19 protein-coding genes are annotated in these 21,814 nt (G+C 40.6%); 9 read left to right on the forward strand and 10 right to left on the reverse strand.

What is annotated here, in order from left to right:
- Positions 1-92: 92 nt before the first annotated feature.
- Positions 93-1,145 (reverse strand): DUF1565 domain-containing protein, encoded by a 1,053-nt coding sequence (locus IQ236_RS19945; RefSeq protein ID WP_193870908.1) that lies wholly within the window; start codon positions 1,143-1,145, stop codon positions 93-95.
- Between the two features lie 819 nt (positions 1,146-1,964).
- Here IQ236_RS19945 and IQ236_RS19950 point away from each other — a divergent pair.
- Complete coding sequence (locus IQ236_RS19950) at positions 1,965-2,891, forward strand: calcium-binding protein (protein ID WP_193870909.1); 927 nt, start codon at positions 1,965-1,967, stop codon at positions 2,889-2,891.
- Between the two features lie 69 nt (positions 2,892-2,960).
- On the opposite strand, the gene yidD is transcribed toward IQ236_RS19950, so the two are convergent.
- The 3 genes from yidD to IQ236_RS19965 form a co-directional block, all read right to left on the reverse strand.
- Positions 2,961-3,185 (reverse strand): membrane protein insertion efficiency factor YidD, encoded by a 225-nt coding sequence (gene yidD / locus IQ236_RS19955; protein ID WP_193870910.1) that lies wholly within the window; start codon positions 3,183-3,185, stop codon positions 2,961-2,963.
- A 13-nt stretch (positions 3,186-3,198) separates the two neighbouring features.
- Positions 3,199-4,092 carry a tRNA pseudouridine(55) synthase TruB gene (gene truB, locus IQ236_RS19960; RefSeq protein ID WP_193870911.1) on the reverse strand — a complete coding sequence of 298 codons (894 nt, stop codon included), beginning with the start codon at positions 4,090-4,092 and terminating at the stop codon, positions 3,199-3,201.
- A 61-nt stretch (positions 4,093-4,153) separates the two neighbouring features.
- Positions 4,154-5,011, reverse strand: coding sequence for a calcium-binding protein (locus tag IQ236_RS19965; RefSeq protein ID WP_193870912.1), 858 nt, complete (start codon positions 5,009-5,011; stop codon positions 4,154-4,156).
- Between the two features lie 302 nt (positions 5,012-5,313).
- Between IQ236_RS19965 and IQ236_RS19970 the strand changes: the two genes are divergently transcribed.
- The 4 genes from IQ236_RS19970 (at position 5,314) to IQ236_RS19985 (ending at position 10,521) form a co-directional block, all read left to right on the forward strand.
- Complete coding sequence (locus IQ236_RS19970; RefSeq protein WP_193870913.1) at positions 5,314-6,276, forward strand: Npun_R2479 family HD domain-containing metalloprotein; 963 nt, start codon at positions 5,314-5,316, stop codon at positions 6,274-6,276.
- 231 nt (positions 6,277-6,507) lie between these two features.
- Positions 6,508-8,550: an NAD-dependent DNA ligase LigA gene (ligA, locus tag IQ236_RS19975; protein ID WP_193870914.1), complete on the forward strand. Its 2,043-nt coding sequence runs from the start codon at positions 6,508-6,510 to the stop codon at positions 8,548-8,550.
- A 131-nt stretch (positions 8,551-8,681) separates the two neighbouring features.
- The gene (locus tag IQ236_RS19980) at positions 8,682-9,617 is read left to right on the forward strand and encodes a DMT family transporter (protein ID WP_190521956.1); all 936 of its coding nucleotides are present in this window, start codon (positions 8,682-8,684) and stop codon (positions 9,615-9,617) included.
- A gap of 199 nt (positions 9,618-9,816) precedes the next feature.
- Positions 9,817-10,521, forward strand: coding sequence for a DUF1997 domain-containing protein (locus IQ236_RS19985; RefSeq protein WP_193870915.1), 705 nt, complete (start codon positions 9,817-9,819; stop codon positions 10,519-10,521).
- Positions 10,522-10,593: 72 nt separating this feature from the next.
- Here IQ236_RS19985 and IQ236_RS19990 read toward each other — a convergent pair whose 3' ends face one another.
- A complete protein-coding gene (locus tag IQ236_RS19990; RefSeq protein WP_322744267.1) occupies positions 10,594-12,264 on the reverse strand; it encodes a DUF655 domain-containing protein in 1,671 nt (556 codons plus the stop codon).
- 291 nt (positions 12,265-12,555) lie between these two features.
- Here IQ236_RS19990 and IQ236_RS19995 point away from each other — a divergent pair, with 291 nt between their 5' ends.
- The 4 genes from IQ236_RS19995 to IQ236_RS20010 all read left to right on the forward strand — a co-directional run bounded on the left by IQ236_RS19995 (position 12,556) and on the right by IQ236_RS20010 (position 15,916).
- Entirely contained in the window at positions 12,556-12,957 is a 402-nt protein-coding gene (locus IQ236_RS19995) for a DUF7682 family zinc-binding protein (protein WP_190521961.1), read from the forward strand.
- A 70-nt stretch (positions 12,958-13,027) separates the two neighbouring features.
- Positions 13,028-14,203, forward strand: coding sequence for a cysteine desulfurase family protein (locus IQ236_RS20000; RefSeq protein ID WP_193870916.1), 1,176 nt, complete (start codon positions 13,028-13,030; stop codon positions 14,201-14,203).
- A gap of 168 nt (positions 14,204-14,371) precedes the next feature.
- The gene (locus IQ236_RS20005) at positions 14,372-15,115 is read left to right on the forward strand and encodes a DUF1995 family protein (RefSeq protein ID WP_190521965.1); all 744 of its coding nucleotides are present in this window, start codon (positions 14,372-14,374) and stop codon (positions 15,113-15,115) included.
- A gap of 45 nt (positions 15,116-15,160) precedes the next feature.
- Positions 15,161-15,916, forward strand: a complete 756-nt coding sequence (locus IQ236_RS20010; protein WP_193870917.1) for a metallophosphoesterase family protein — start codon at positions 15,161-15,163, stop codon at positions 15,914-15,916.
- A 110-nt stretch (positions 15,917-16,026) separates the two neighbouring features.
- Here the strand turns inward: IQ236_RS20010 and IQ236_RS20015 are convergent, their stop codons facing one another.
- The 5 genes from IQ236_RS20015 to plsX all read right to left on the reverse strand — a co-directional run bounded on the left by IQ236_RS20015 (position 16,027) and on the right by plsX (position 21,758).
- The gene (locus IQ236_RS20015) at positions 16,027-16,863 is read right to left on the reverse strand and encodes an alpha/beta fold hydrolase (protein WP_228041760.1); all 837 of its coding nucleotides are present in this window, start codon (positions 16,861-16,863) and stop codon (positions 16,027-16,029) included.
- Positions 16,864-17,016: 153 nt separating this feature from the next.
- Positions 17,017-17,877: an ACP S-malonyltransferase gene (gene fabD, locus IQ236_RS20020; protein ID WP_193870918.1), complete on the reverse strand. Its 861-nt coding sequence runs from the start codon at positions 17,875-17,877 to the stop codon at positions 17,017-17,019.
- A gap of 115 nt (positions 17,878-17,992) precedes the next feature.
- Entirely contained in the window at positions 17,993-18,985 is a 993-nt protein-coding gene (locus IQ236_RS20025; protein ID WP_193870919.1) for a beta-ketoacyl-ACP synthase III, read from the reverse strand.
- Between the two features lie 72 nt (positions 18,986-19,057).
- Positions 19,058-20,335 (reverse strand): RNA-guided endonuclease IscB, encoded by a 1,278-nt coding sequence (gene iscB / locus IQ236_RS20030; RefSeq protein ID WP_193870920.1) that lies wholly within the window; start codon positions 20,333-20,335, stop codon positions 19,058-19,060.
- Between the two features lie 379 nt (positions 20,336-20,714).
- Positions 20,715-21,758, reverse strand: a complete 1,044-nt coding sequence (gene plsX, locus IQ236_RS20035) for a phosphate acyltransferase PlsX (RefSeq protein ID WP_193870921.1) — start codon at positions 21,756-21,758, stop codon at positions 20,715-20,717.
- Between the last annotated feature and the right edge of the window lie 56 nt (positions 21,759-21,814).

Raw genomic sequence — 21,814 nt, forward strand, 5'->3', positions numbered from 1 at the left:
GGTCAGCTTTTATAAAGACCCTAACCATAGGAAAATCCATTCATAAAAACCCGGGGGTCAGCTTCCAATTTGCGGAAGCTGGCTTTCTTGTTTTAAAATTCAACTGCACCGGAGATTTTGGATTGATCGATTTCATTCCCCACCACCGTAAGGGTGAAACCGCGTGTCGCATTATACACATCATAGCGACCATTACTCCGAATAATATTTTGACCGGGACTGGTGGCTGTTCCTAAATCAGGTTGAGCTTGGGAGATCGCAACAACTCCATCTCGTTCATTATTTTCAATTAAATTATTGCGGAGTATGGGTTTAGCTTGGTGAGAAATCACAATTCCATCCCGATTTTCAATAATTTTATTTTCAGTAATGGTAGGTGTAGCTTCGTCATTAATCGAGATTCCAAACCCGGTATTTTGGAAAATATTATTGCGAATTTCTCCCCCTGCTGACCGAGCAATTGATATTCCATTTCCAGCATTTTGAGTGAAGATATTACTGCTAATTTTAGGATTACCTTCGGCACTAATAAAAACCCCATCTCGCTTACTATTAATAAATGTACAGTTACTCACTGTAGGATTAGAAGATTCTATCCATAAAGCCGTTCCACGAGTATTAGGATTTGTCAGCGTTAACCCTAGAATTTGACTGTTTCCTTCCGTTCTAATCGTGGCATTTTGTCGAGCAAAGGTAGGACTAACAAAATTCCCCCCGCCCATAATAACTGTATTTTGTCCATTGGTAGAAACATCTCCTTGTAAGGTGATTTCTTCTGGGAGCACGATGGGAAAACTCTCTCCGGTTTCTTGACTATAGGTTCCGGGGTTAACTTGAATCACCGTACCCGGTTGGGCTTTTTGGAGAGCATAGCTAATCGAACGATAGGGGCCAGCTTCACTTCCTGTGGAAGCACCGCTATCAATTCCGGTGTTGGAATCAACATAAATTACAGAACCTTGGGCCAAATTTTGGGAAATTAAAGAGGGATAGGTTGGAATTGTTTGGAAATTGGCCAAAACTGGAGTTTCTAAACTCGCGATTAGTCCGAGCCCCACCATTGTTGTCACCCAACCCCTGCTTTTGTAAAGCCTAGAGGGAATGGATAAAGTCAATCGTTGTATCGGCTTAGGTTGATTGCACATATCGTATTGATGGGTTGTCCTGATTCAAGAGCGGATTTTCCTCCAGGGGGTTCCTGTTCGAGATTGGATTAGAACAATCGACCTTTGGGATGAATCGCGCTTGATTCTTTTAACTCCAAGCATTTTAGCCGATTCAGATCAATGGATTTTGTTTTTTCTAAGATTAAAGATAATTCTTTGGGAACATCTCGGTCGGGGGATAAGTCAATGAAGCCAGACTTTATCCTGCGTTCGTTTCGGCTCTAGTTTAGGGTTATTGTCAAGAAGAGAGTTCTAAACGAGGGTATGTCAGGGATCATCAGCATTGAGGACTTGGTTGTCAGGGTTGGGGAGTACAGGGATAGTTTTCACATCAAGTGATCATTAATTGATCAGGGGTTTGTCCCCTAAAAGCAATGAAACAAAAGATGTGAGATCATCGAATCGTTCTTTTCTGTCCATTTAGCCCTTAAACCAAAGTTTCTCAATCGCTTGCTATTTTCTTGACACTTCTGTTAAGCTGATACGATATTTTTTTATTCATTACTGAAGAAAGTTTAGCTTCACGATCAGGGTTTCCCCTAGGTGATGCTCAACTGTTTTTTGTATTGACAGAGATGGAGATTGCACAATTGCCAGCGATGTCCTTTTTTTAGTTAGAATACTCTGGATTGTTTATTCCTTTTAGGATAAACTAAACATGGTGTTCATTACCAAACTGGAATCACTGGTCAGTTAAAGTTTAATCATCTCTAAGACTACCAGTAGCGAAGTTCCTATTGTAGAATCCCAGAAAAATCAAAATCCTAACAACATTAAGCTTACGTGAGGAGGACTTGAATGTCTCAAATAGCAGGAACCAATCCATCAACAGTGGTAGTAGAGACTGACGCTAAAGGGCTAGTTACTCTAACAGCCGCAGTTGATGGAGAAAACAACATAACAGGAACCGCTAATACCGTCCTGATTTTGGGTAACGCTCAAGGCGGCCCTCTCCTAGCTGGTGCAGCAAACCCTATTGAAATTGCTGGTAATGGTGGGGCAGATTCCATTGTAGGTAGCAGTGGCAATGACTGCCTTTACGGTAACCTGGGACTTGACACCATCTATGGTTTGGGTGGAAATGACTTGATTGCCGGGGGTGCTGACAATGACCTGCTGTACGGTGGAGATGGAAATGATAACATCTTTGGTGATCTAGGAGATGATAAGGTCTACGGTGGCGCTGGTAATGACACGCTTGCGGGTGATGGTGACCCAGCCCTAGGCGGAGGAAATGACCTCATTGATGGCGGCGATGGCGATGACACCATCTGGGGTCAACAAGGCAATGACAGCCTTTATGGTGGAGTCGGAAACGACACCATCTTTGGTGGCAAAGGAGACGATATTATTGCGGGTGGAGATGGTAATGACTACATTACTGGAGACCTAGGTAATGATAACCTAACGGGTAATGCCGGAAGTGACAAATTTGCCTTCAACCAAGTTGGCAGTGCTAATGCTGACGTAGTAGTTGATTTCACATCGGGAGTTGACAAGATTGCCTTATCTACTACTGAGTTCGCATCTCTAGGCGTTAGTGTAGAAGCTAGTGAATTCCAAGTGATTGCTAACTTCAATACTGCTAACATCGGTACTACGACTGGACTGGTTTATGACTCTGCCAACGGCAAGTTATACTTCGTCACGGGTGGCGCGGCTCAAGAAGTAGCTACATTTGTCAATAATCCTACTCTGACAGCCACCGACTTTGAACTATTCTAAGTCTAAACTTGCTATAATTTAGTTCTAGGGGGTAGCTAGTCTACCCCATTTTTTATGGGCAGTAATGGCTTAATCTTCGGGCTTGGTAGGGACAGGATCATATCCCCCAGGATGATAGGGATGACAGCGTAAAATGCGTTTCACAGCTAACCAACTGCCTTGAAGAATTCCAAACCGTTCAATGGCTTCAATGGCATATTGGGAACAAGTGGGATGAAAGCGACAAACGGGAGGAAACAGGGGAGAAATTAAGAATCTGTAGCCTCGAATTACGGTAATGAATAGAATTTTCATATCATTAAAGTTGTTAATTTTCAGCGAGAACAACTTGAGGAGCGAGGAGAACTTGATCGGAAGTTGCGATAAATTTTCCAATTCCTAAAAGTTGATTTTCTGGATCATAAACACTCACGGGATGAGGTTTTAGGGTTTCAGAATCTACAGCAATTGATTGTCCTTGACACCAACGTTTTGCAGATTCATCGGTGAGTGTAATAGTTGTTAAATGATTTAGGGCTAAGGTCGGAGATAGGGGAAAAAATGTTTGTTGTTGAACTTGGGTTTCTAAGGTTTCTAAGGTTAGACTATTTTCTAAAGAGAAACCACTGCTTTCTGTTCTGATTAAATTAGCTAAGGTTCCCCCGCAATTCAGTATCACTCCTAAATCTCTAGCAATAGAGCGAATATAAGTTCCTGAACCACAGGCGATCGCAAGTTCTAACTCAGGAAATTCCCCTGGATACCAGTTTAAAACTTTAAGATCAAAAATTTCAACTGTCCGACTGGGAACTTCAATATTTTCTCCTTTTCGAGCTAAATCATATAATCGTTTTCCTTGAACATGAATAGCACTATAAAGCGGAGGAATCTGTTCAATTTTACCCCGAAATTGAGAAAGAATTTCTTGAATTTGTTCGAGTTGTAAATCAGGTATAGATTGAGTCGTTAATATTTCTCCTTCTAAGTCATCGGTTGTGGTGGTGACACCCAATCGAATTCTGGCTTGATAGGCTTTTTGAGGGGGGAGAAATTGTAGTAAACGAGTGGCTTTTCCCAGAGCAATAGGTAACACTCCCGTTGCGGCTGGGTCTAGGGTTCCAGCGTGTCCGACTCGTTTTAATCGTAAGATTCGACGCACTCGCGCCACACAGTCATGGGAGGTTAATCCTGCCGATTTATTAAGGTTAAGAAACCCGTACATTATGGTCTTGAATTTCCTTTATGAAATTGCTAATTTATCCTGGAAGTTGCTTAAATTTTTGCTAAGTAAGAGATTTAAAATCTCCAGATGTTAAATTTCCTGTAAAACCGGGAATAAAGGCTAAATAAGTGGGATTATTAACATCATCTGTGCGAATCAATAAACCACTAACACTATCAACACTTCCCGTTTCAATGACTAATTGACTATAAGTTAAGTCTGACGGCAGAAAAAAGAAGTCATTATTATCATTATAATCTAATATGACATCAACGAAAGCCGGATTAGCACTACCTGAATTAACAGAGATCAAAAATCCATCTTGTCCTTCACCGCCGACTAAAATATCTTGACCTCGATCTCCCGATAACAAATCATCTCTATTTCCCCCAAAGATACAATCATCACCCGCTCCGCCATATAGGGTATTATTACTATCATCAGTTCCGATTGAATCACTACCCGCTATCAACAGGTCATTATCATTATTTCCTGATAAAAAATCTTGTCCATTTCCTCCAGATAAGGTATCACTATCCTTCCCTCCAAACAGGGTATCATTTCCTTCATTCCCTAAAATAGAATCCCGATTTTGATTCCCATTAATATAATCATTTCCGGTTTCACCCTCAATCAAATCCTCTCCATCATCACCAAAAATTGTGTCGTTTCCCCCGCGACCATACAAACTATCACTTCCTATATTTCCTCGCATAATATCGGCAGCATCGGTTCCCGTCAAACTATCTCCCAAGGTATCGCTGACTTGGGGAATTTCGTTTCCGGTGACGGTACTACTTCCATCACTTCCCCCCGTAACGGTATTACTCCCCCCGGTTGTATCATTAGTTAAAGTGTCCCCAGGAAGGGTTTGGTCGTATAATAGGAAAATTAAGTTAGGATCAAATACGGATGTCATAATCAGTGAAGCATTAGGTTTGTCTGAAATTTTACCTGTGCATTACTCAATTATATTAAAATCCAGCTTATTTGTTGTTCTGACTCCGAACCTTTGAGACGGCAAAGTTCAACAACTGTCAATTGTCATAATTCCGTAAACTCACCGATAGCAAGATAAGGGATAAGTCGAATATAATAGGATCAACCTTGAGCCTCTAAATAAATTTACTGCAAAAATCTGGGATTGCCAATCACAAGCCCAAACCTTGCACTCTTTTGTACCTGGATTGACATCTCTAATTCTTTATCCAACGGATTATTATGTTTAATGCCACAGCCATTCTAATTGATGCCTTTGTTCAACAATTACAAGCCGGATATCGTCGCACTTATGGAGGGTTTAAACCAGACTACCCTGAGATTATTGCTTGGGCTGGAACAATGGCTTTAGAAAATATTGCCAATTGTGATGCTCTTTATCATAACGTCGAGCATACCATGTTAGTGACGTTAGTAGGACAGGAAATTTTACGCGGAAAACATATCCGAGAAGGCGGTGTTACCCCTCAAGATTGGTTGCATTTTATTATTTCCTTGCTGTGTCATGATATTGGTTATGTCAAAGGGGTTTGTCGTCAGGATCAAGAATCAATTGGTTTATATGCAACTGGAATTGGAGATGGAATTGTTTCAATTTCTGTAGGCGCCACGTCAGCTAGTTTAACCCCTTATCATGTTGATCGCGGAAAATTAGTCATTGATGAACGATTTGGCGGTCATAATTTAATTGATGCGGAACAAATTAAACGCAATATTGAATTAACTCGTTTTCCGGTTCCCGCCGATGAAACCCACCAAGATCGACATAATTATTCAGGATTAGCAAGAGCCGCAGATTTGATTGGTCAACTCAGTGATCCGCGCTATTTAAGAAAAATTAGTTCCTTATTTTATGAGTTTGAAGAAGTCGGAACAAACAAAGTTTTAGGCTACAAAACCCCTGGAGATTTACGTCGAAATTACGCTAAATTTTACTGGAATGGCGTATTTCCTTATATTCCGGCGGCTCTCAAATATTTAGAACTCACCCAAGAAGGAAAGCAGGTTGTTGCTAACCTCTACGCCAATGTATTTCAAGTGGAAAATGAATCTCGAATTTTGCAAGGAATTAATCAATTTCCCCCGGAAACGAATGGCGGAAGTCGAACGGATCAGAATAAAGACGGGACTCTCAATGAGCAAAAACAGTTAGTTTTTAGTGAACTAACGAACTTAAATTTGTAGAAATTTAGCATGAAAAGGAAACAGGATAATTCCTAATAAAGAAAGGGAGGTTAATCAATTGACCTTCCTTTTCATCTCTATAGCAATCCTCAATAGGTTGTAATATTTTATTGTAGGGGTTTGGTCTCCAAACCCAGGTACCAGGAGGGTTTGGAGACCAAACCCCTACAGAATTTGTTCACAAATCAAATAGAATTGCTATATTATCTTAAAAGGTTTGAGGAATAAACAATGGCAAATCTCACCCCAGAAATTCAGCAACGAGTTGAAGAATTAAGAAAATTATTGCAAAAAGCCAGTTATGAATATTATGTCCTGGATGCTCCAACAATGGAGGATTCTATTTATGATCAATTATATCGAGAACTGCAAGATTTAGAACAAGAATATCCTGAATTAATTACCCTAGATAGTCCGACCCAACGGGTTGGAGAAAGACCCCTGAGTCAATTTCAATCTGTTAAACATAATATTCCTCTCTATAGCTTAGAAAATGCCTTTAATTTTAATGAGTTAAAAATTTGGCAAGATCGAGGACAAAAAATCGCCACAAATTCCTCTGAATTACCGACTTATGTGTGTGAATTAAAAATAGATGGTTCAGCCTTAGCATTAACCTATCAAAACGGAATATTAGTTCGAGGCGCAACGCGCGGAGATGGAATAACCGGGGAAGAAATTACTCAAAATGTTAAAACGATTCGTTCTATTCCCTTAAAATTAGAGTTAGAAAATCCTCCGCCTGTAGTTGAAATACGAGGAGAAGCTTTTTTATCCTTAACTGTATTTGAACAAATTAATCAAGAACGAAAACAAGCAGGAGAGGCGTTATTTGCTAATCCGAGAAATGCTGCTGCTGGAACTTTAAGACAATTAGATTCTAAAATTGTCGCTCAACGGAAGCTTGATTTTTTTGCTTATACTTTACAGATTCCTCAACCAGATAATTTAGAAATTACTGATTCCCAAACCCAATGGGATAATTTAGAATTATTGCAAATAATGGGATTTAAAGTTAATCCAAATCGTCAAGTTTGTTCTAATTTAGAAGAAGTGATAAAATATTGTGAATATTGGGATCAAGAACGGCATAATTTACCCTATATGACTGATGGGGTTGTGATTAAAATTAATCCTTTATCTTTACAGAAAAAATTAGGATTTACTCAAAAATTCCCCCGATGGGCGATCGCTTATAAATATCCCGCAGAAGAGGCCCCAACGCAAGTAAAATCCGTCACAGTACAAGTGGGGAGAACTGGGGCGTTAACCCCGGTTGCAGAACTTAACCCCATTTTACTCGCAGGAACTACAGTTCAACGCGCAACATTACATAACCGCGATCGCATTACTGAGTTAGATTTGCATCTCGGTGACACTGTAATTGTACGCAAAGCTGGGGAAATTATTCCCGAAGTGCTGAGAGTCTTATTAGAATTACGCCCCAAGGACGCTAAACGGTTTGAAATGCCTACTCATTGTCCCGAATGCGGTCAACCCGTTGTACAGCCTGTGGGAGAAGCAGTTACTAGATGTATTAATGAGTCTTGTCCGGCAATTTTACAAGGATCTTTGATTCATTGGTGTTCCAGAGATGCCTTAGATATTAATGGAATTGGGGATAAATTAGTACAACAATTAGTCAGTAAAAAATTAGTTCATTCTGTCGCTGATTTATATGATTTAACTGTTGAAAAATTAATGGTTTTAGACCGCATGGGGGAAAAATCAGCTAGTAAAATTGTGAAAGCGATCGCAACTTCCAAAACTCAACCTTGGTCGCGGGTATTATATGGGTTAGGAATTCGTCACGTTGGCAGTGTTAATGCAGAATTAATTACTCAAAAATTCAAGAGTGTTGAACAGTTAACCCAAGCATCCGCCGCCGACATTGAAGGAGTTTATGGAATTGGGCCAGAAATTGCCTATTCTGTTTACCAATGGTTTAATCTTCCCGCAAATCAAGACTTAATTGAACGATTAAAACTAGCAGAATTACAGCTTGCTAATTCTGAAATAATAGATTATGATATAACTAATCAATCTCAATCTTTAGCAGGTAAAACCTTTGTAATCACAGGAACATTAGCCACTTTAAAACGGGATGAAGCCAAAAAATTAATTCAAAATGCCGGAGGGAAAGTAACAGATTCTGTGAGTAAAAAAACCGATTATGTTGTGGTGGGAGAAGCAGCCGGATCTAAACTCAAAAAAGCCCAAGATTTAGGAATTTCCCTGTTATCTGAAGCAGAATTATTAACCTTACTCAAGTAGGGTACTTTATTAACTCCCCCATATCCGAGAACAATTGACTACAATAATTAAGGGTTAATTTATATCTAAAGACAGAACAATTATTTTCTGATTTAGAGTATAATGGTAAGGATTTATTTTAAATTTATACAATGTCAATTCATTCAACATCAGGGCGGTGGCGGTTAGGATTAGGGTTGGCGCTATTAACAACATTTTTATGGGGAATTTTACCATTAGGGTTAGCAATTATTTTACAAAGTTTAGATGTTTATACCGTTACTTGGTTTCGATTTTTAATTGCTTTTATCCTGTTAGGAGGATATTTAGCCACTCGTCAACAACTCCCTGATATCCAAAAGTGGCGTTCAATGCCTTGGGGATTATTAGCAATTGCCACAATATTTTTAGCCGCTAACTATGTACTATTTTTACAAGGATTAGCGTTAACTTCCCCGACAAATGCAGAAGTTTTAATTCAACTGTCTCCTGTTTTAATGGGGTTAGGGGCGATTGTTTTCTTTAAAGAACGTTATACAGGATTACAAGGGTTAGGTTTAGGAGTTCTAACATTAGGTTTTAGTTTATTTTTCCATGAACAATTACGAATTTTAGTAACCGCATCTGAACGATATTTATTAGGAAGCTTTATTGTGGGAGTTGCATCTATTTGTTGGGCAATTTATGCTTTAGCTCAAAAACAATTATTACAACAACTTCCCTCTACTCATATTATGGGGTTTATTTATGGAAGCTGCACCATTTTATATTTACCCGTTGCGACACCAACAGCGATTTTTACTCTCACCCCCTTTCAACTATTCATTTTATTTTTTTGCGGACTCAATACATTAATCGCTTACGGTGCTTTTGCCGAATCTTTAGAACATTGGGAAGCATCCAGGGTGAGTGCAGTTTTAGCCTTAGCCCCAATTATAACATTAATTGCTGTTGATCTAGTTGCCCTATTATTTCCCCTATTAATCAAACCCGAACATTTAACAAATTTAGCAATTATAGGAGCAATTTTAGTTGTATTAGGTTCGATGATGATTGCATTAGGAAGAAGAAAAACTGAGGGTGCGTAATTCTATTGAGAGTTTAAGGGGTTAAAGGTTAACCAACTGAATAATTCATTTCTAAATACAAGGGTTTAGTTTGGGTATTGTCGAAAATTCCAACCTAGACTTTGACAGGAACGGCTCACACCCGTATATTTACTGTAGCGGTTTGAGATGACACAAGGCATCCTGGAAATAGGAAGAAACCCTCGTAGGAGAATAGATCATGCAGTATAATATGGCTGAACTTCAACCATCAAGAGCATCATATAATTTGATTGATGATTCTACTGCTCTCCCAAACCCTGAAGACGAAACCCAGACAGCACTGGATTCTCAGGAGTTAATGTGGTTTCATAGCCAGTTTGAAGACTGCATGGAAATGTTCGCCGATATGGATACGGTGGCGGAATATTTAGGTCAGCATAGTGGCTGGTTTTGTCGGTGTGCGTTACCGATGAAAACAGAGCCGTTGGGAAATAATGCTTATGATTTATTAATCGGACGATTTGGAGCGTTTGGCTATCTGGTGGAAGCGCGAATTGGGTTAGAATTAGTCCCACCAGATGCTGAGGGGGTTTATCGGATTCGGACAGTTCCCATACCTAATTATACACCTCCCGGTTATGAGGTCGATTTTCAATCCACCATGACATTAGTGGAGTTACCCCCAGCAGAATTTTGCGCTGAACGCGGTATTAAATTAAGTGAATGTCCCCCCCAAATTACCGGAGCAAAATGGCGTTTAGATTTAGCCGTCGGCGTACAATTTCCTAAGTTTATTCGTTCCAAATCTCAATCGTTAATTCAAAAAACTGGGGATACCTTATTAAAAAATATTGTTAAACAAGTTTCCCGTCGTCTCAGCGCCAAAACTCAACAAGATTTCCACAGCACGTTGGGAATTCCCTTTCCCAAACAACGGTGTTAAGAATTGATTTAAAAGATAGAAGAAACTAGGTTTTTCACCTGGGTCATTGATCAACCTAGTTTCTAAGTTAGTTTACCAAGTAATGCGATCGCGAATTTTTTCTAATAATTTTGGCCCAACACCGGACACCTGATCTAAATCTTCGAGGGAAGTAAAGGGTTTTTTCTGTCGAGCCGCTATAATATTTTGAGCTAATTTAGCACCGACTCCGGGTAAGGTTTCTAATTCCGCTTGGGTTGCTGTATTGAGATTAATTTTAACTCCTGAAGACCCTGAATTTAAAGTCTTTACAGATTGAGAAGAATTAGATTTTATAGCAATAGAACCCCCACAGGCTTTTAAATCTTTTTCGACTTTTGTTAATAGCCAAGTGGGAATTCCTAAAGCTGAATTTTGATATAATCGTTCAAATTCTCGCTTAAAATGAGTAGCAACTGTTGTATTATTAATAATTATCAAAGTTTCATCATTTTGAGTATTGGCGGCTTCTGTCCAATTATGGGAACCTGTAATCACAATTTTATGATCAATAATTCCAAATTTATGATGTAAGCGATCGCTCGGAGGTAAATTCGGACTTCCTACCGTTGAAATGGGTTGTTTCCAAGGCTTATTTTCCGCTTCATAACGACATTGATTAACTAAGGAAATTCCCATCATATCCAACCCTTCACTATAGGAACGATAGGCAAAACTCGGATCAATTAAGCCTTGAATTAAGACCTGATTTTGATGTTTATTTTCTAAGGTATTGACAAGTTTTTGTTCTGAGAATACAAACAAAGCAAAATCAAAGGATTGTTGAGTTTTCTGTAATTGTTGTTGAATTAAACCATTGGTACTGTTTTGCCAAGGTTGTTTTTGAGAAGTGGGAGAAAATTGAACGGTTATAGGAGTATTCCCGACTAAAATTGTTTGATGACCTCGAAAAGGTTTATTAATTCCAAATAAACTATCCTTTTTTTTCCCAACTCCATCCCCCCACATCAAATTAAACTCTTGAGTTACTAATCTGGCTAATTGGGAACTTTCAATTTTTAATAAATTATTGGTATTTCCTTTACTTTCTAAGGTTTTAAAATCTCCATGAACATCACTGGTTGTCCAATTAGCAGACGTAATAATGACATTTTTTCCATCAACAACCATAAATTTATGGTGCATTAACCCTGACCCTTTAGAGCCATCTTCCCTATCATCAACAATCGGAATTCCGGCATTTTCTAATAACATTAAAGCATCTCGTTGCTGACTTTCCTCCGAGCTAACTTTTCCATCCTGATTAATATCTGCTAGTAATCTAAACTCCTGATAGCGTTCCTGCTCCCGTTCAGCTAACTGCTGAATATCTGCGGCTGTCAATTGACTCCAAGGACGGCGATAAGTATTTTCTACAATAACTCGGATCTTCACCCCAGCTTGATGACGCTCTACTAACGCTTGAGCAATATTCGGTAAACGAAATTCTTGAACCGCGATATCAATCGTTGATGTCCCTTGATGAATAGTATCAATAATAACTTGTTCTAAATTATCGCCAAACCGTAAAGATTGACGATAGGGTTCTGAATAAATAGAAGCTTCAGAATGATTAAAATAAACCTGAATTAAAGCATCTTGTTCTAAAGAATCTAAACGAGGTTTTAATACAGGCTGGGAAGAGGTTTTCACACAAGCACCCAGACCCCCAGCCCATAACAGCGTTAACCCTAACCGCAGCGAAATTTGACTGAATTTATTCACCGCTCATCAACAATTAAATTAATTCTATTAACAGTTTGGCAGCAACAGGAGCGACAAACAAGGGATGGAACACAGTTCCCTGGAGGGGTGAGGGAACCAGGAGTTGCTAACGAGTAACGGTTGACTTACTCCTGCCTCCTGATTCAGGTAATCTATTAATAGGGGGGAGATTAACTTAATTTCTGCCAAGCTACCGAGTTAAAAGGATGTTTCACTTTTTAACGGTCTGTCAGCGCTGTAAGCACTCGCTCAGGGCTTATCAGCGCGGGTAATAACCCTCACTGCTGTATTATGCCAAAACGAAAGAGGACATTTCCCTGTGGCCATAAAGGATATGGGAAACTTTGTCATCGTTGTAATCAACAAGAAGTGACACAAGATTCCCACAGTCAGGCTATGGAGGACAAACGAACCAAAAAACTAGAATGGGAAGCCTCCTTTGCTCAGGATATTATTGACCTGAGAGGCTTACCGGATTATGTCGTGATTAAAGCCAGGGCCATTATTGCTGGCTTAAATGACCAGAAAAGTTATCGAGACTTTGGGGGGAAGCGACTTCGCCATAATCGGTTTATTATCAGTATTCCCGTAACGCGGAATTATCGAATGCTTTGTCAAGATAGTGGTACTTTCCTCGTTCCCCAGAAAGTTCTTTCCCATGAAGATTACAACGTTTGTAAACCAGGAGATTAAATCGCTAAAATCCTAACCCGTTCATTGTTTTCCTTGATAACAAAACTTAACTTTTGATTGAGAAACATCCATGCAAATTTATCTCGACTATAGTGCAACCACTCCTCCCCATGCTGAAGTAATTACCCTAATGCAAAGGGTGATGGCTCAACAGTGGGGAAATCCTTCTAGTCTTCATGAGTGGGGTCAAAGAGCCGCAACGGTTTTAGAACGATCTCGAATACAAGTGGCTCATCTGATTAATGCTCCACCGGAATCAATTATTTTTACTTCCGGGGGAACAGAAGCGGACAATCTAGCCATTATGGGGGTAGCCCGTCAATATGCTCAACCCCAACATTTGATTATTTCTGCGGTGGAACATTCAGCTATTGCGGAACCTGTGCGATTGCTGGAACACTGGGGATGGGAAGTGACCCGATTACCCGTAGACTGTCGCGGACGCATTCACCCGTTGGACTTACAAGCCGCCATTCAACCGAATACGGTGTTAGTGTCGATTATTTATGGTCAAAGTGAAATCGGGACATTACAACCCATCGAAACGTTAGGCAAAATTGCTCGTGCTCACGGGGTTCTGTTCCATACCGACGCGGTACAGGTAGCCGGACGTTTACCCCTGGATGTACAGCAGTTACCCGTTGATTTATTATCCCTATCCAGTCATAAATTGTATGGCCCCCAAGGAGCCGGGGCTTTATATGTTCGGGATACAGTGACGTTAACGCCGTTGTTAGGTGGAGGCGGACAGGAATTTCAATTGCGTTCAGGGACGCAGGGGGTTCCCACTATTGCGGGATTTGGGTTAGCCTGCGAATTAGCCGCCCAGGAAATGGCCACGGAAACCCCTTGGTTAATGGGATTACGCGATCGCTTATTTGACTTATTGGCTGATGTGCCCTATTTATTACCCACAGGCGATCGCTTAAATCGTTTACCCCATCATGTCAGTTTCTCTGTTATTCCCCCAAAACATATTAATCCTGCAACCCTAACCGGAAAAACCCTGGTTCGTCAACTGAATTTAGCCGGAATTGGCATTAGTGCAGGTTCGGCTTGTAGCAGTGGTAAACTCAGTCCCAGTCCGATTTTATTAGCGATGGGATATGACGAAACTGTGGCTTTAGGGGGAATTCGGTTTACCTTGGGACGGGATACCACCGAAGCAGATATTGATTGGACAGCAATGGTTCTCAAACAAGTCCTCAACCGTTTAATTCCCTGTGTCACATTAGTCGGATGTTAGGAGACTTCTACATAGCCTGAAGATCTCCCCTAACCTCCCTGTAGAGACGTTGTATGCAACGTCTCTACAGGGGAGAACTGGAAGTTCCAAGTCCCCCTTAAAAAGGGAGATTTAGGGGGATCAAACCCATGTTTTAAACCCTAGTTAATCATTAATTCATTTAAAATTATGTCGGAATTACCTAACAGTTTAGAAGAAGCAATTGAACAAGCTAAACAAGCAACAAAAGCGGCATTAGCTGATGGTTGTAAATTAATTCAAGTTGAATTAGTGTTTCCAGAAATTGAACTACAAGCTCAATCTATCGCTCAAGAATTTATTCCAGCTATAGAAGAACCGAATCATCAATTAGTAGTATTGTTCCCCGATACCGGTGCCGCCGCCTTAGCTCGTCGGGACTGGGGAAAAACCTCTTTTCGGGTGACAGATTTAGGAACATCCCGTTCTCCGGTTGAAACCCGCTTAGAACCCGAAGATCAGCAGTTTTTAGTCGTATCTCCGTCTGCGGTGGAAGTGGCACAGGTGGAAAAATTGTCCCAATTAGCCGGAAATCGCCCCGTAATTTTACTGAATCCAAAGCTTGAAGATATTGCTATTATAGGAATAGGATATGCTGCTCGTCAGTTACGCGAACGGTTTATCAAGACTATTGAGTCTTGCTATTACCTCAAAGCCTTAGAAGGTGCTGCGCTCAGACGTTGTTATCCTTCAATGTGGGAAGTTTGGTTAGAAATTGATGGGCAGTACCAGTTGATCACTGAGCAGCCGACAAAACCCGTCGGCGATGAACTGGATTTAATTCTGGCACAGGTGACTCAAGAAAGTGATGAGTCAGTGGCACAACCTGTCCAACGGCCCAAAAAAGGTGTTTTGTCTGGACTTCAGAATTTTATTCGCGCCTTAAGCCGATGAGTCCTGTTCCTACGAACACCCTCTAACGTGTGCAAGTGAATCAAAATGCTGACTCGACGCATTGTTATAGGTGACGTACATGGGCATTATGACGGGCTAATGACCCTTTTGGGGCGTATTGCTCCGGGTGCAAATGATCAAGTGTATTTTTTGGGGGATTTAATTGATCGTGGCCCCAAAAGTGCCCAGGTAGTTGAATTCGTTAAAAATAGCCCGTATCATTGTTTAAGGGGCAACCATGAACAATTGATGTTAAATGCTCTCCCGGAGGAGGGGAAAAATCCTCAAGCTTGGCAAGCATGGTTGTACAGTGGCGGTATGACGACCATTACCAGTTATCAAGATTTAGGGATTATTCCCAGAGATCATATTCACTGGATGGCGTCTTTACCTTTATATTTCGATTTAGGGGATGTTTGGTTGGTTCATGCGGGTGTTCATCCCCAAATGTCCATCAAAGAACAAGATGAAGCGGAATTTTGTTGGATACGGCGAGAATTTCACAATATCCCTAAACCCTATTTTGCCAATAAATTAATTATTATCGGTCATACCATTACGTTTACTTTTGATGGCATTGAACCGGGACAATTAGTTCAAGGTCAGGGGTGGTTAGGAATTGATACGGGGGTTTACCATGCCAGAAGTGGCTGGTTAACCGGATTTGATATTACGAATAAAAAAGTGTATCAGGTGAATGTTCTGCATAATAATCAAATTCGGATTTTATCTTTAAATCGGGCTGTTGTCCATTTGAAACCGCCTTCTTTATTAGCTAGATTGAGTTATGTTAGACCTTAAATCAGTTATCAGTTATCAGTTATCAGTTATCAGTTATCAGTTATCAGTTATCAGTTATCAGTTTAACAGAGATTAAAATTCGTGAAATCCTCTTAAATTCGTGATTTTCATTACCTCTGATATTGAACTAGGCGATCGCTTTCTTCAGATACAGAATAAGCCTGAATAATCGCATATAAATCAACATCATTTTCTAATAAACAAGCATGACCGCTATCGGGTAAAACCACCATTTGAGAATTAGGTAACGTTTTAGTTAAATATTGGGCTTCTAAAACAGAAGGTAATAATCGATCAGCACCACTCGCAATGACTAAAACAGGAATATCAATTTCTCGAAGATGGGCTTCATTCGGTTTAAAGGCTTGCAATAATTCTAATCGCCAAGCTGAAATTTGTTGAGGTAATGAATTCATAGCTGTTAATAAGGCTTGACGTTCCGATGTTTCAATGCGTCCTAAAGAAGCTAAAAAGGGCAGTAAACCCATCACCGAACTCGGATAAAACCAATCAGGAAGCCATTGAGTTAAATAGGAACCCCATCTTAACCAAGGTCGTTGTTTAAAGGATGAAGCGGGATTAACTAAAATTAAACGACTAAACCATTGGGGAGCTACAATAGCGACTAATAATGCTAAACAACCCCCAAAGGATTCTCCACATAAATAAATCTCACGTTTAGGATTAGCTTTACGTTCCGCATCAATTAAATCAATGGTTTTTGAAGCTAAAGTTTCCCAGTCAGATTGATCCGTTTTAGGAATGGTTAAACACCGAATTTCAAACGCATCCATCAACCGGGGAATTTGAACAGTAAATAGTTTCCCTGTCCCATCCATTCCCGGTAAAAACAAAAATAATGGTAAATCGGGTCTAGGGGAAGTTGGTCGAAGAAAATGCAGGGTGTTTTCAGCAACTCTGGATGGTGTTAAGGAAGAAACAGTCATAATTTAGGTGTCAGATGTATGGAGCGTGGAGCGGGCGTCCCCGCCCGCTAACAGTATGTTAAGGTTAGGTTTCAGTCAGTCAGTAGAGACCTGCCATGGGGTCGCCATGCCGTAAGGCTTTTGGCACGTCTGGACATAGTAAACAGTCAACCATTAACTTATATTTTGCAACATAATTTCAGGACAAGTCCGCTTCATTAAACCCGTGAGAACATTTCCGGGGCCAATTTCTACGACTTGTTGAACCTCTAATGCTGATAATTGTAAACAAATTTCTCGCCATCGGACAGAACCCGTCATTTGTTGAGTTAGGCGTTGTTTTAACAGGGTTGCATCCGTTGTGGGGGTCGGGTCAACATTGGATAAGACGGGAACTTGTGCATTGTTAAAGGGAATTTCATCTAAAATTTGTTGAAATTCTGTGGCTGCTTCCGCCATTAAAGGAGAATGAAATGCACCGGAAACATTTAATTTAACGGCTCGTTTTACTTTAATATTTGCTAACACTTGATCAACGGCTTCTGGGGTTCCTGAAATCACAACTTGTGCCGCACTATTATCATTAGCTAGAACAACATTGTCTGTTTGTTGAATTTGTTCTTGTAATTGTTCAAACTTAAACCCAATTAACGCCGCCATTTGTCCCCCATCGGCACTATCCATTAATTCAGCCCGACGTTTAACTAACGTTAAACCCGTTTCAAAATCAAAGACTCCAGCCGCATATAAAGCCACATATTCTCCTAAACTATGACCCGCCACATAATCAGGAGATTGACCTTCTAGTTTTAAGCGATCCACCAGTAAAGTTTCAACGACATATAAGCAGGGTTGAGTGTACAAAGTTTTAGAAATTTTATCTTCTGGATGGTTACAAATTTCAGGAACAGACCACCCCAGAATATTTTCTGCTAATTCTAATTGTGCTTTAAGTTCAGATTGTTCAAATAAATCTGCTCCCATGCCAATTTTTTGCGAACCCTGACCCGGAAAAATCCATGCTGTTTTTGCCATTGTTATTTTCTAATAATTAACCGTTAACAATTCACTAATAACTGATAACTAATAACTGATAACTAATAACTAATAACTGATAACTGATAACTGATAACTGATAACTGATAACTGATTATCTTCCCCATTCAAACACGGCAGCCCCCCAGGTTAATCCGGCTCCAAAACCAGATGTAACAATGCGATCGCCAAGTTTAATTTTTCCCTCTCGAACAGCTTCATCTAACGCTAAAGGAATAGAAGCCGCCGAAGTATTACCATATTTTGCTAAATTACTAATGACTTTTTCCGAGGGAATCTTTAACCGTTCTGCGACAGCATCTAAGATGCGTTGATTCGCTTGGTGTAGAATTAACCAATCGATTTGATCAACGGTTAAATTCGCTCTAAATAATGCTTTTTCGATAACTTCTGGAACTTTTTTCACCGCAAATCGATAGATTTCTTGACCATTCATCGTAATGGGATGATAGGTTCCTTGACCAATCGTAATTCCGGGTAATATTTCTTGGGGTTGGGGTTGATAGGATAAATTTAAAGATTGATTTTGTCGGCCATCACTTCTAATTTCAAATCCCAATAAATGATCATTTTCATCAGCCTGTAAAATCACGGCTCCCGCCCCATCACCGAATAAAATACAGGTTCTGCGATCTGACCAATCAACCCAACGGGATAGAACATCAGCACCAATGACAAGAACAGTTTGATAGCCCCCTGTGCGAATAAATTGGGCGGCGGTCACTAACCCAAACACAAACCCCGAACAAGCGGCGGTCATATCAAAGGCGACTGCTTTAGTTGCACCCAATTGAGCTTGAATTAAACTAGCACTCCCAAACAAATCATCAGCCGTTGATGTCGCTAAGATAATTAAATCAATGGTAGCTGGGTCAAGGTTTGCCATTGCGATCGCCTCTTGAGCCGCCGATGTTGCTAATGTACTTAACCCAGTATTGGGATCAGCTAATCGCCGATGCTGAATTCCCGTGCGAGAAGCAATCCATTCATCGGACGTTTCGACCCGTTGAGACAGTCCGTGATTATCGAGTAAAACCGAGGGAGTAGCAGATCCGCAGCCCGTAATTGCAATGCCTGTTATTGTCATCACTCTTCCTCCTGGGATACTCCCACTGAAACTGGCATCAGGTCAGTGGCGAGAGGAAAAGGAGGGTGGGGTTTATGTCGCATACAAGTAACCATCTTTTCTGTGAATTATCGTGCAATATTTGTGACTAATTCCTTGAACAATTCCCTGTTTTGTGGTGATATTGAAACTGCCGATCGAACGAACTGCGATCCGTCCAATATAAGTTCCCATTTTCTTGCCTTTGACAACAACAGCTTTAACAATATTGCCCGTTTGAAACTTTTTAACAAATTTAAAACGGGGAACATAACGGGAAGGAAAACCGAATTTGTCTGTTCGGCACATTTGTCTGGAACCATGTCCTGTCGCCTGAATTAATAACGGTTGACGGGTTAGGATTTTTAAGAATTCAACCTGTCCAACACAAGTGGCATCTAACCAATGGGTTTTAGGTAAATTCAACCGAATTCGATTGAACTGAGTTAAACCACCTGAACCCGTTGAAACAGGTAAACCCGTTTCTTTCAACCTATTAAATAAAGCCCATCGGGTTGAATTAACGGCTGTTGCATCTTTAAGTGGTTTTTTAGCTTGTGTTAAAACCTTTTTCAAAATATCGGGCTTTCTGGCGAGAAATAGCTCAATGCTTTGAGTACCTTTCTTGAGATTGCAGGGTTCACAGGCTAAACATAAATTACTAATTCGATCACTTCCTCCTTTAGATTTAGGTTGAATATGTTCTACCTGAAGGGGAACGTTTTCTATTCCACAATAAGCACATTTTCTGTTCCATTTCTCTAATAAATATTGTCGGACTTCGTAACCCTGTAATTCTCCTTTTTGGTACTCAATCCCAGAAATTTCAGGATTTTCAAGTTGTTGTAAATCAAACCGAACTAACTCTTGAGAAATCGAATCAATAGGGGCGAATTTGATGAGTTTTCTTACCCAAGTCAAAGTCGTTTCAACTCGATGTTGAAGACTGGGAGCTAACCATCCTTGATGTCGGGTACGATTGAGAAATCGAGCTTGACGATATCGAGTATGGCGATTTCTTCGGGAGCGACGTAATGAACCACGGGAGTCCAAAGACATTTTAATCCTTTGACCTCGATGAGTTAATTCTGCACCCCAAACCACTTTATTACCTTGAACCAAAGCAATTCCTGTCGTTTTAGAGCCGGGATCTAACTTCAGTTTTATGGATTCAATCTGAGGATTTTCTACTGTTTTATTTAAGATAATCGTAAATGGATATCTTCTAAAAACTGTTGCCCTCTTTTGGTTTAGAAGTCTTCTTGCTACTGAGGGATGACAAGGACTTAAAGGTTGTTTGTTGGCATCAATAACCAGTATATAGTTTGACATTTCTGTCTCTCCTATTTCTAGGGTAAAGTTAGCTTCGACAATGTTAGTGGTCGGTACTTTCTCAAAAGCACTGGCTTAACCCTCTAAACTTGTTTAACTTTTGAGTTTTAGAGCTACAGACTAGCTACGCATCTGTAGGTAAGAACTTAAACACTTGCCACTAACGTAGTACATGATTGGTACTCAGTCTGGTCAACTAGGACTTTTACAAGCCCCCACTACATCGGTACTCCGATTAGTGGTGGGTTATTGACTGAACCTCTGTTCTGTATCAAGAGCTTGAAGATGGCGAGCAGTGATGAGGAAAAAGGTAAAAGGTAAACGTTAAAAACAAGAAGATTTTGCTGTTTTACTTTTTACTTTAGTTTCCCAGTGGGAATTAACCACTGATGGCTTTTTCATCGGGTTGAAGGTGGTGTTGATATTGGGATTGAATGCGTTCTAGCACTTGGTTATCGATCGCATCTTTTGCCAAACGAACCGCATTAGCAATCGTTGGCCCTTTCGAGGAACCATGACTAATAATGCAGACCCCCGCCACCCCTAAGAGTAAAGCACCGCCATGTTCAACATGATCCACCCGTTGTTTAAACCGCATTAAACTGGGTTTGAGCAAACTTGTTCCCAATTTAGCCTGTAATCCAGAGGTTAATTCCTCCTTCAGCATTTGTAAAACTGCTTCTCCCACCCCTTCAGCAAATTTCAACAGTACATTCCCGACAAAGCCATCGCAGACAATCACATCAAATTTTCCCGATAGGACATCCCGCCCTTCAGCATTTCCACCAAAGGCAATCTCAGGATGATTTTCTAGGAGTTGATAGGTGCGAATAGCCAGATCATTGCCTTTACAGGCTTCTTCACCAATATTGAGTAACCCCACTTGGGGTTGGGACGTTCCCAGAACATAACGACTGTAAATCGTTCCCATCACGGCAAACTGTTCTAAAAATTTGGGGCGACAATCAACATTCGCACCCACATCCAACACCAAAACCGGAGAGTCAGGCTTCATGGTGGGCAAAACAGCGCCGATAGCAGGGCGATCAATACCGGGGAGACGTCCTAAACGCAACAAAGCCGAAGCCATTGCTGCACCAGAATGACCCGCCGAGACGACGGCATCCGCTTTTTTTTGCTTAACTAAATTCATTGCCACGTTAATCGAAGCCTTGGGTTTGCGTTTCAATGCTCCCAAGGGTTCTTCGTGCATTTCGATCGTTCCCTCAGCAGGAATAATTTCGGGCAGGGGCAAATTGCTAGAGTGGTGTTTGAGAGCAGATTCAATTTGATCGGGATCACCAACCAAAAAGACGTCCACGTCCCATTTTTCCTGGGCCATGATTGCCCCTGCAACAATTTCGGCCGGAGCATGATCTCCGCCCATAGCGTCAATTGCAATTCGTGCGCGAGTTGAACCCATTGACCAACGTTAGAGAAACCTTCAAGATTTTACCGGAAGATTGCCATGTCTAAAAG

Source organism: Planktothrix mougeotii LEGE 06226 (genome assembly GCF_015207485.1).
Classification (GTDB): Bacteria; Cyanobacteriota; Cyanobacteriia; order Cyanobacteriales; family Microcoleaceae; genus Planktothrix.

Coding starts and splice junctions, on each gene's coding strand:
- IQ236_RS19945 (WP_193870908.1), bottom strand. CDS start 1,145: ATGTGCAATCAACCTAAGCCGATACAACGATTGACTTTATCCATTCCC.
- IQ236_RS19950 (WP_193870909.1), top strand. CDS start 1,965: ATGTCTCAAATAGCAGGAACCAATCCATCAACAGTGGTAGTAGAGACT.
- yidD (WP_193870910.1), bottom strand. CDS start 3,185: ATGAAAATTCTATTCATTACCGTAATTCGAGGCTACAGATTCTTAATT.
- truB (WP_193870911.1), bottom strand. CDS start 4,092: ATGTACGGGTTTCTTAACCTTAATAAATCGGCAGGATTAACCTCCCAT.
- IQ236_RS19965 (WP_193870912.1), bottom strand. CDS start 5,011: ATGACATCCGTATTTGATCCTAACTTAATTTTCCTATTATACGACCAA.
- IQ236_RS19970 (WP_193870913.1), top strand. CDS start 5,314: ATGTTTAATGCCACAGCCATTCTAATTGATGCCTTTGTTCAACAATTA.
- ligA (WP_193870914.1), top strand. CDS start 6,508: ATGGCAAATCTCACCCCAGAAATTCAGCAACGAGTTGAAGAATTAAGA.
- IQ236_RS19980 (WP_190521956.1), top strand. CDS start 8,682: ATGTCAATTCATTCAACATCAGGGCGGTGGCGGTTAGGATTAGGGTTG.
- IQ236_RS19985 (WP_193870915.1), top strand. CDS start 9,817: ATGCAGTATAATATGGCTGAACTTCAACCATCAAGAGCATCATATAAT.
- IQ236_RS19995 (WP_190521961.1), top strand. CDS start 12,556: ATGCCAAAACGAAAGAGGACATTTCCCTGTGGCCATAAAGGATATGGG.
- IQ236_RS20000 (WP_193870916.1), top strand. CDS start 13,028: ATGCAAATTTATCTCGACTATAGTGCAACCACTCCTCCCCATGCTGAA.
- IQ236_RS20005 (WP_190521965.1), top strand. CDS start 14,372: ATGTCGGAATTACCTAACAGTTTAGAAGAAGCAATTGAACAAGCTAAA.
- IQ236_RS20010 (WP_193870917.1), top strand. CDS start 15,161: ATGCTGACTCGACGCATTGTTATAGGTGACGTACATGGGCATTATGAC.
- IQ236_RS20015 (WP_228041760.1), bottom strand. CDS start 16,863: ATGACTGTTTCTTCCTTAACACCATCCAGAGTTGCTGAAAACACCCTG.
- fabD (WP_193870918.1), bottom strand. CDS start 17,877: ATGGCAAAAACAGCATGGATTTTTCCGGGTCAGGGTTCGCAAAAAATT.
- IQ236_RS20025 (WP_193870919.1), bottom strand. CDS start 18,985: ATGACAATAACAGGCATTGCAATTACGGGCTGCGGATCTGCTACTCCC.
- iscB (WP_193870920.1), bottom strand. CDS start 20,335: ATGTCAAACTATATACTGGTTATTGATGCCAACAAACAACCTTTAAGT.
- plsX (WP_193870921.1), bottom strand. CDS start 21,758: ATGGGTTCAACTCGCGCACGAATTGCAATTGACGCTATGGGCGGAGAT.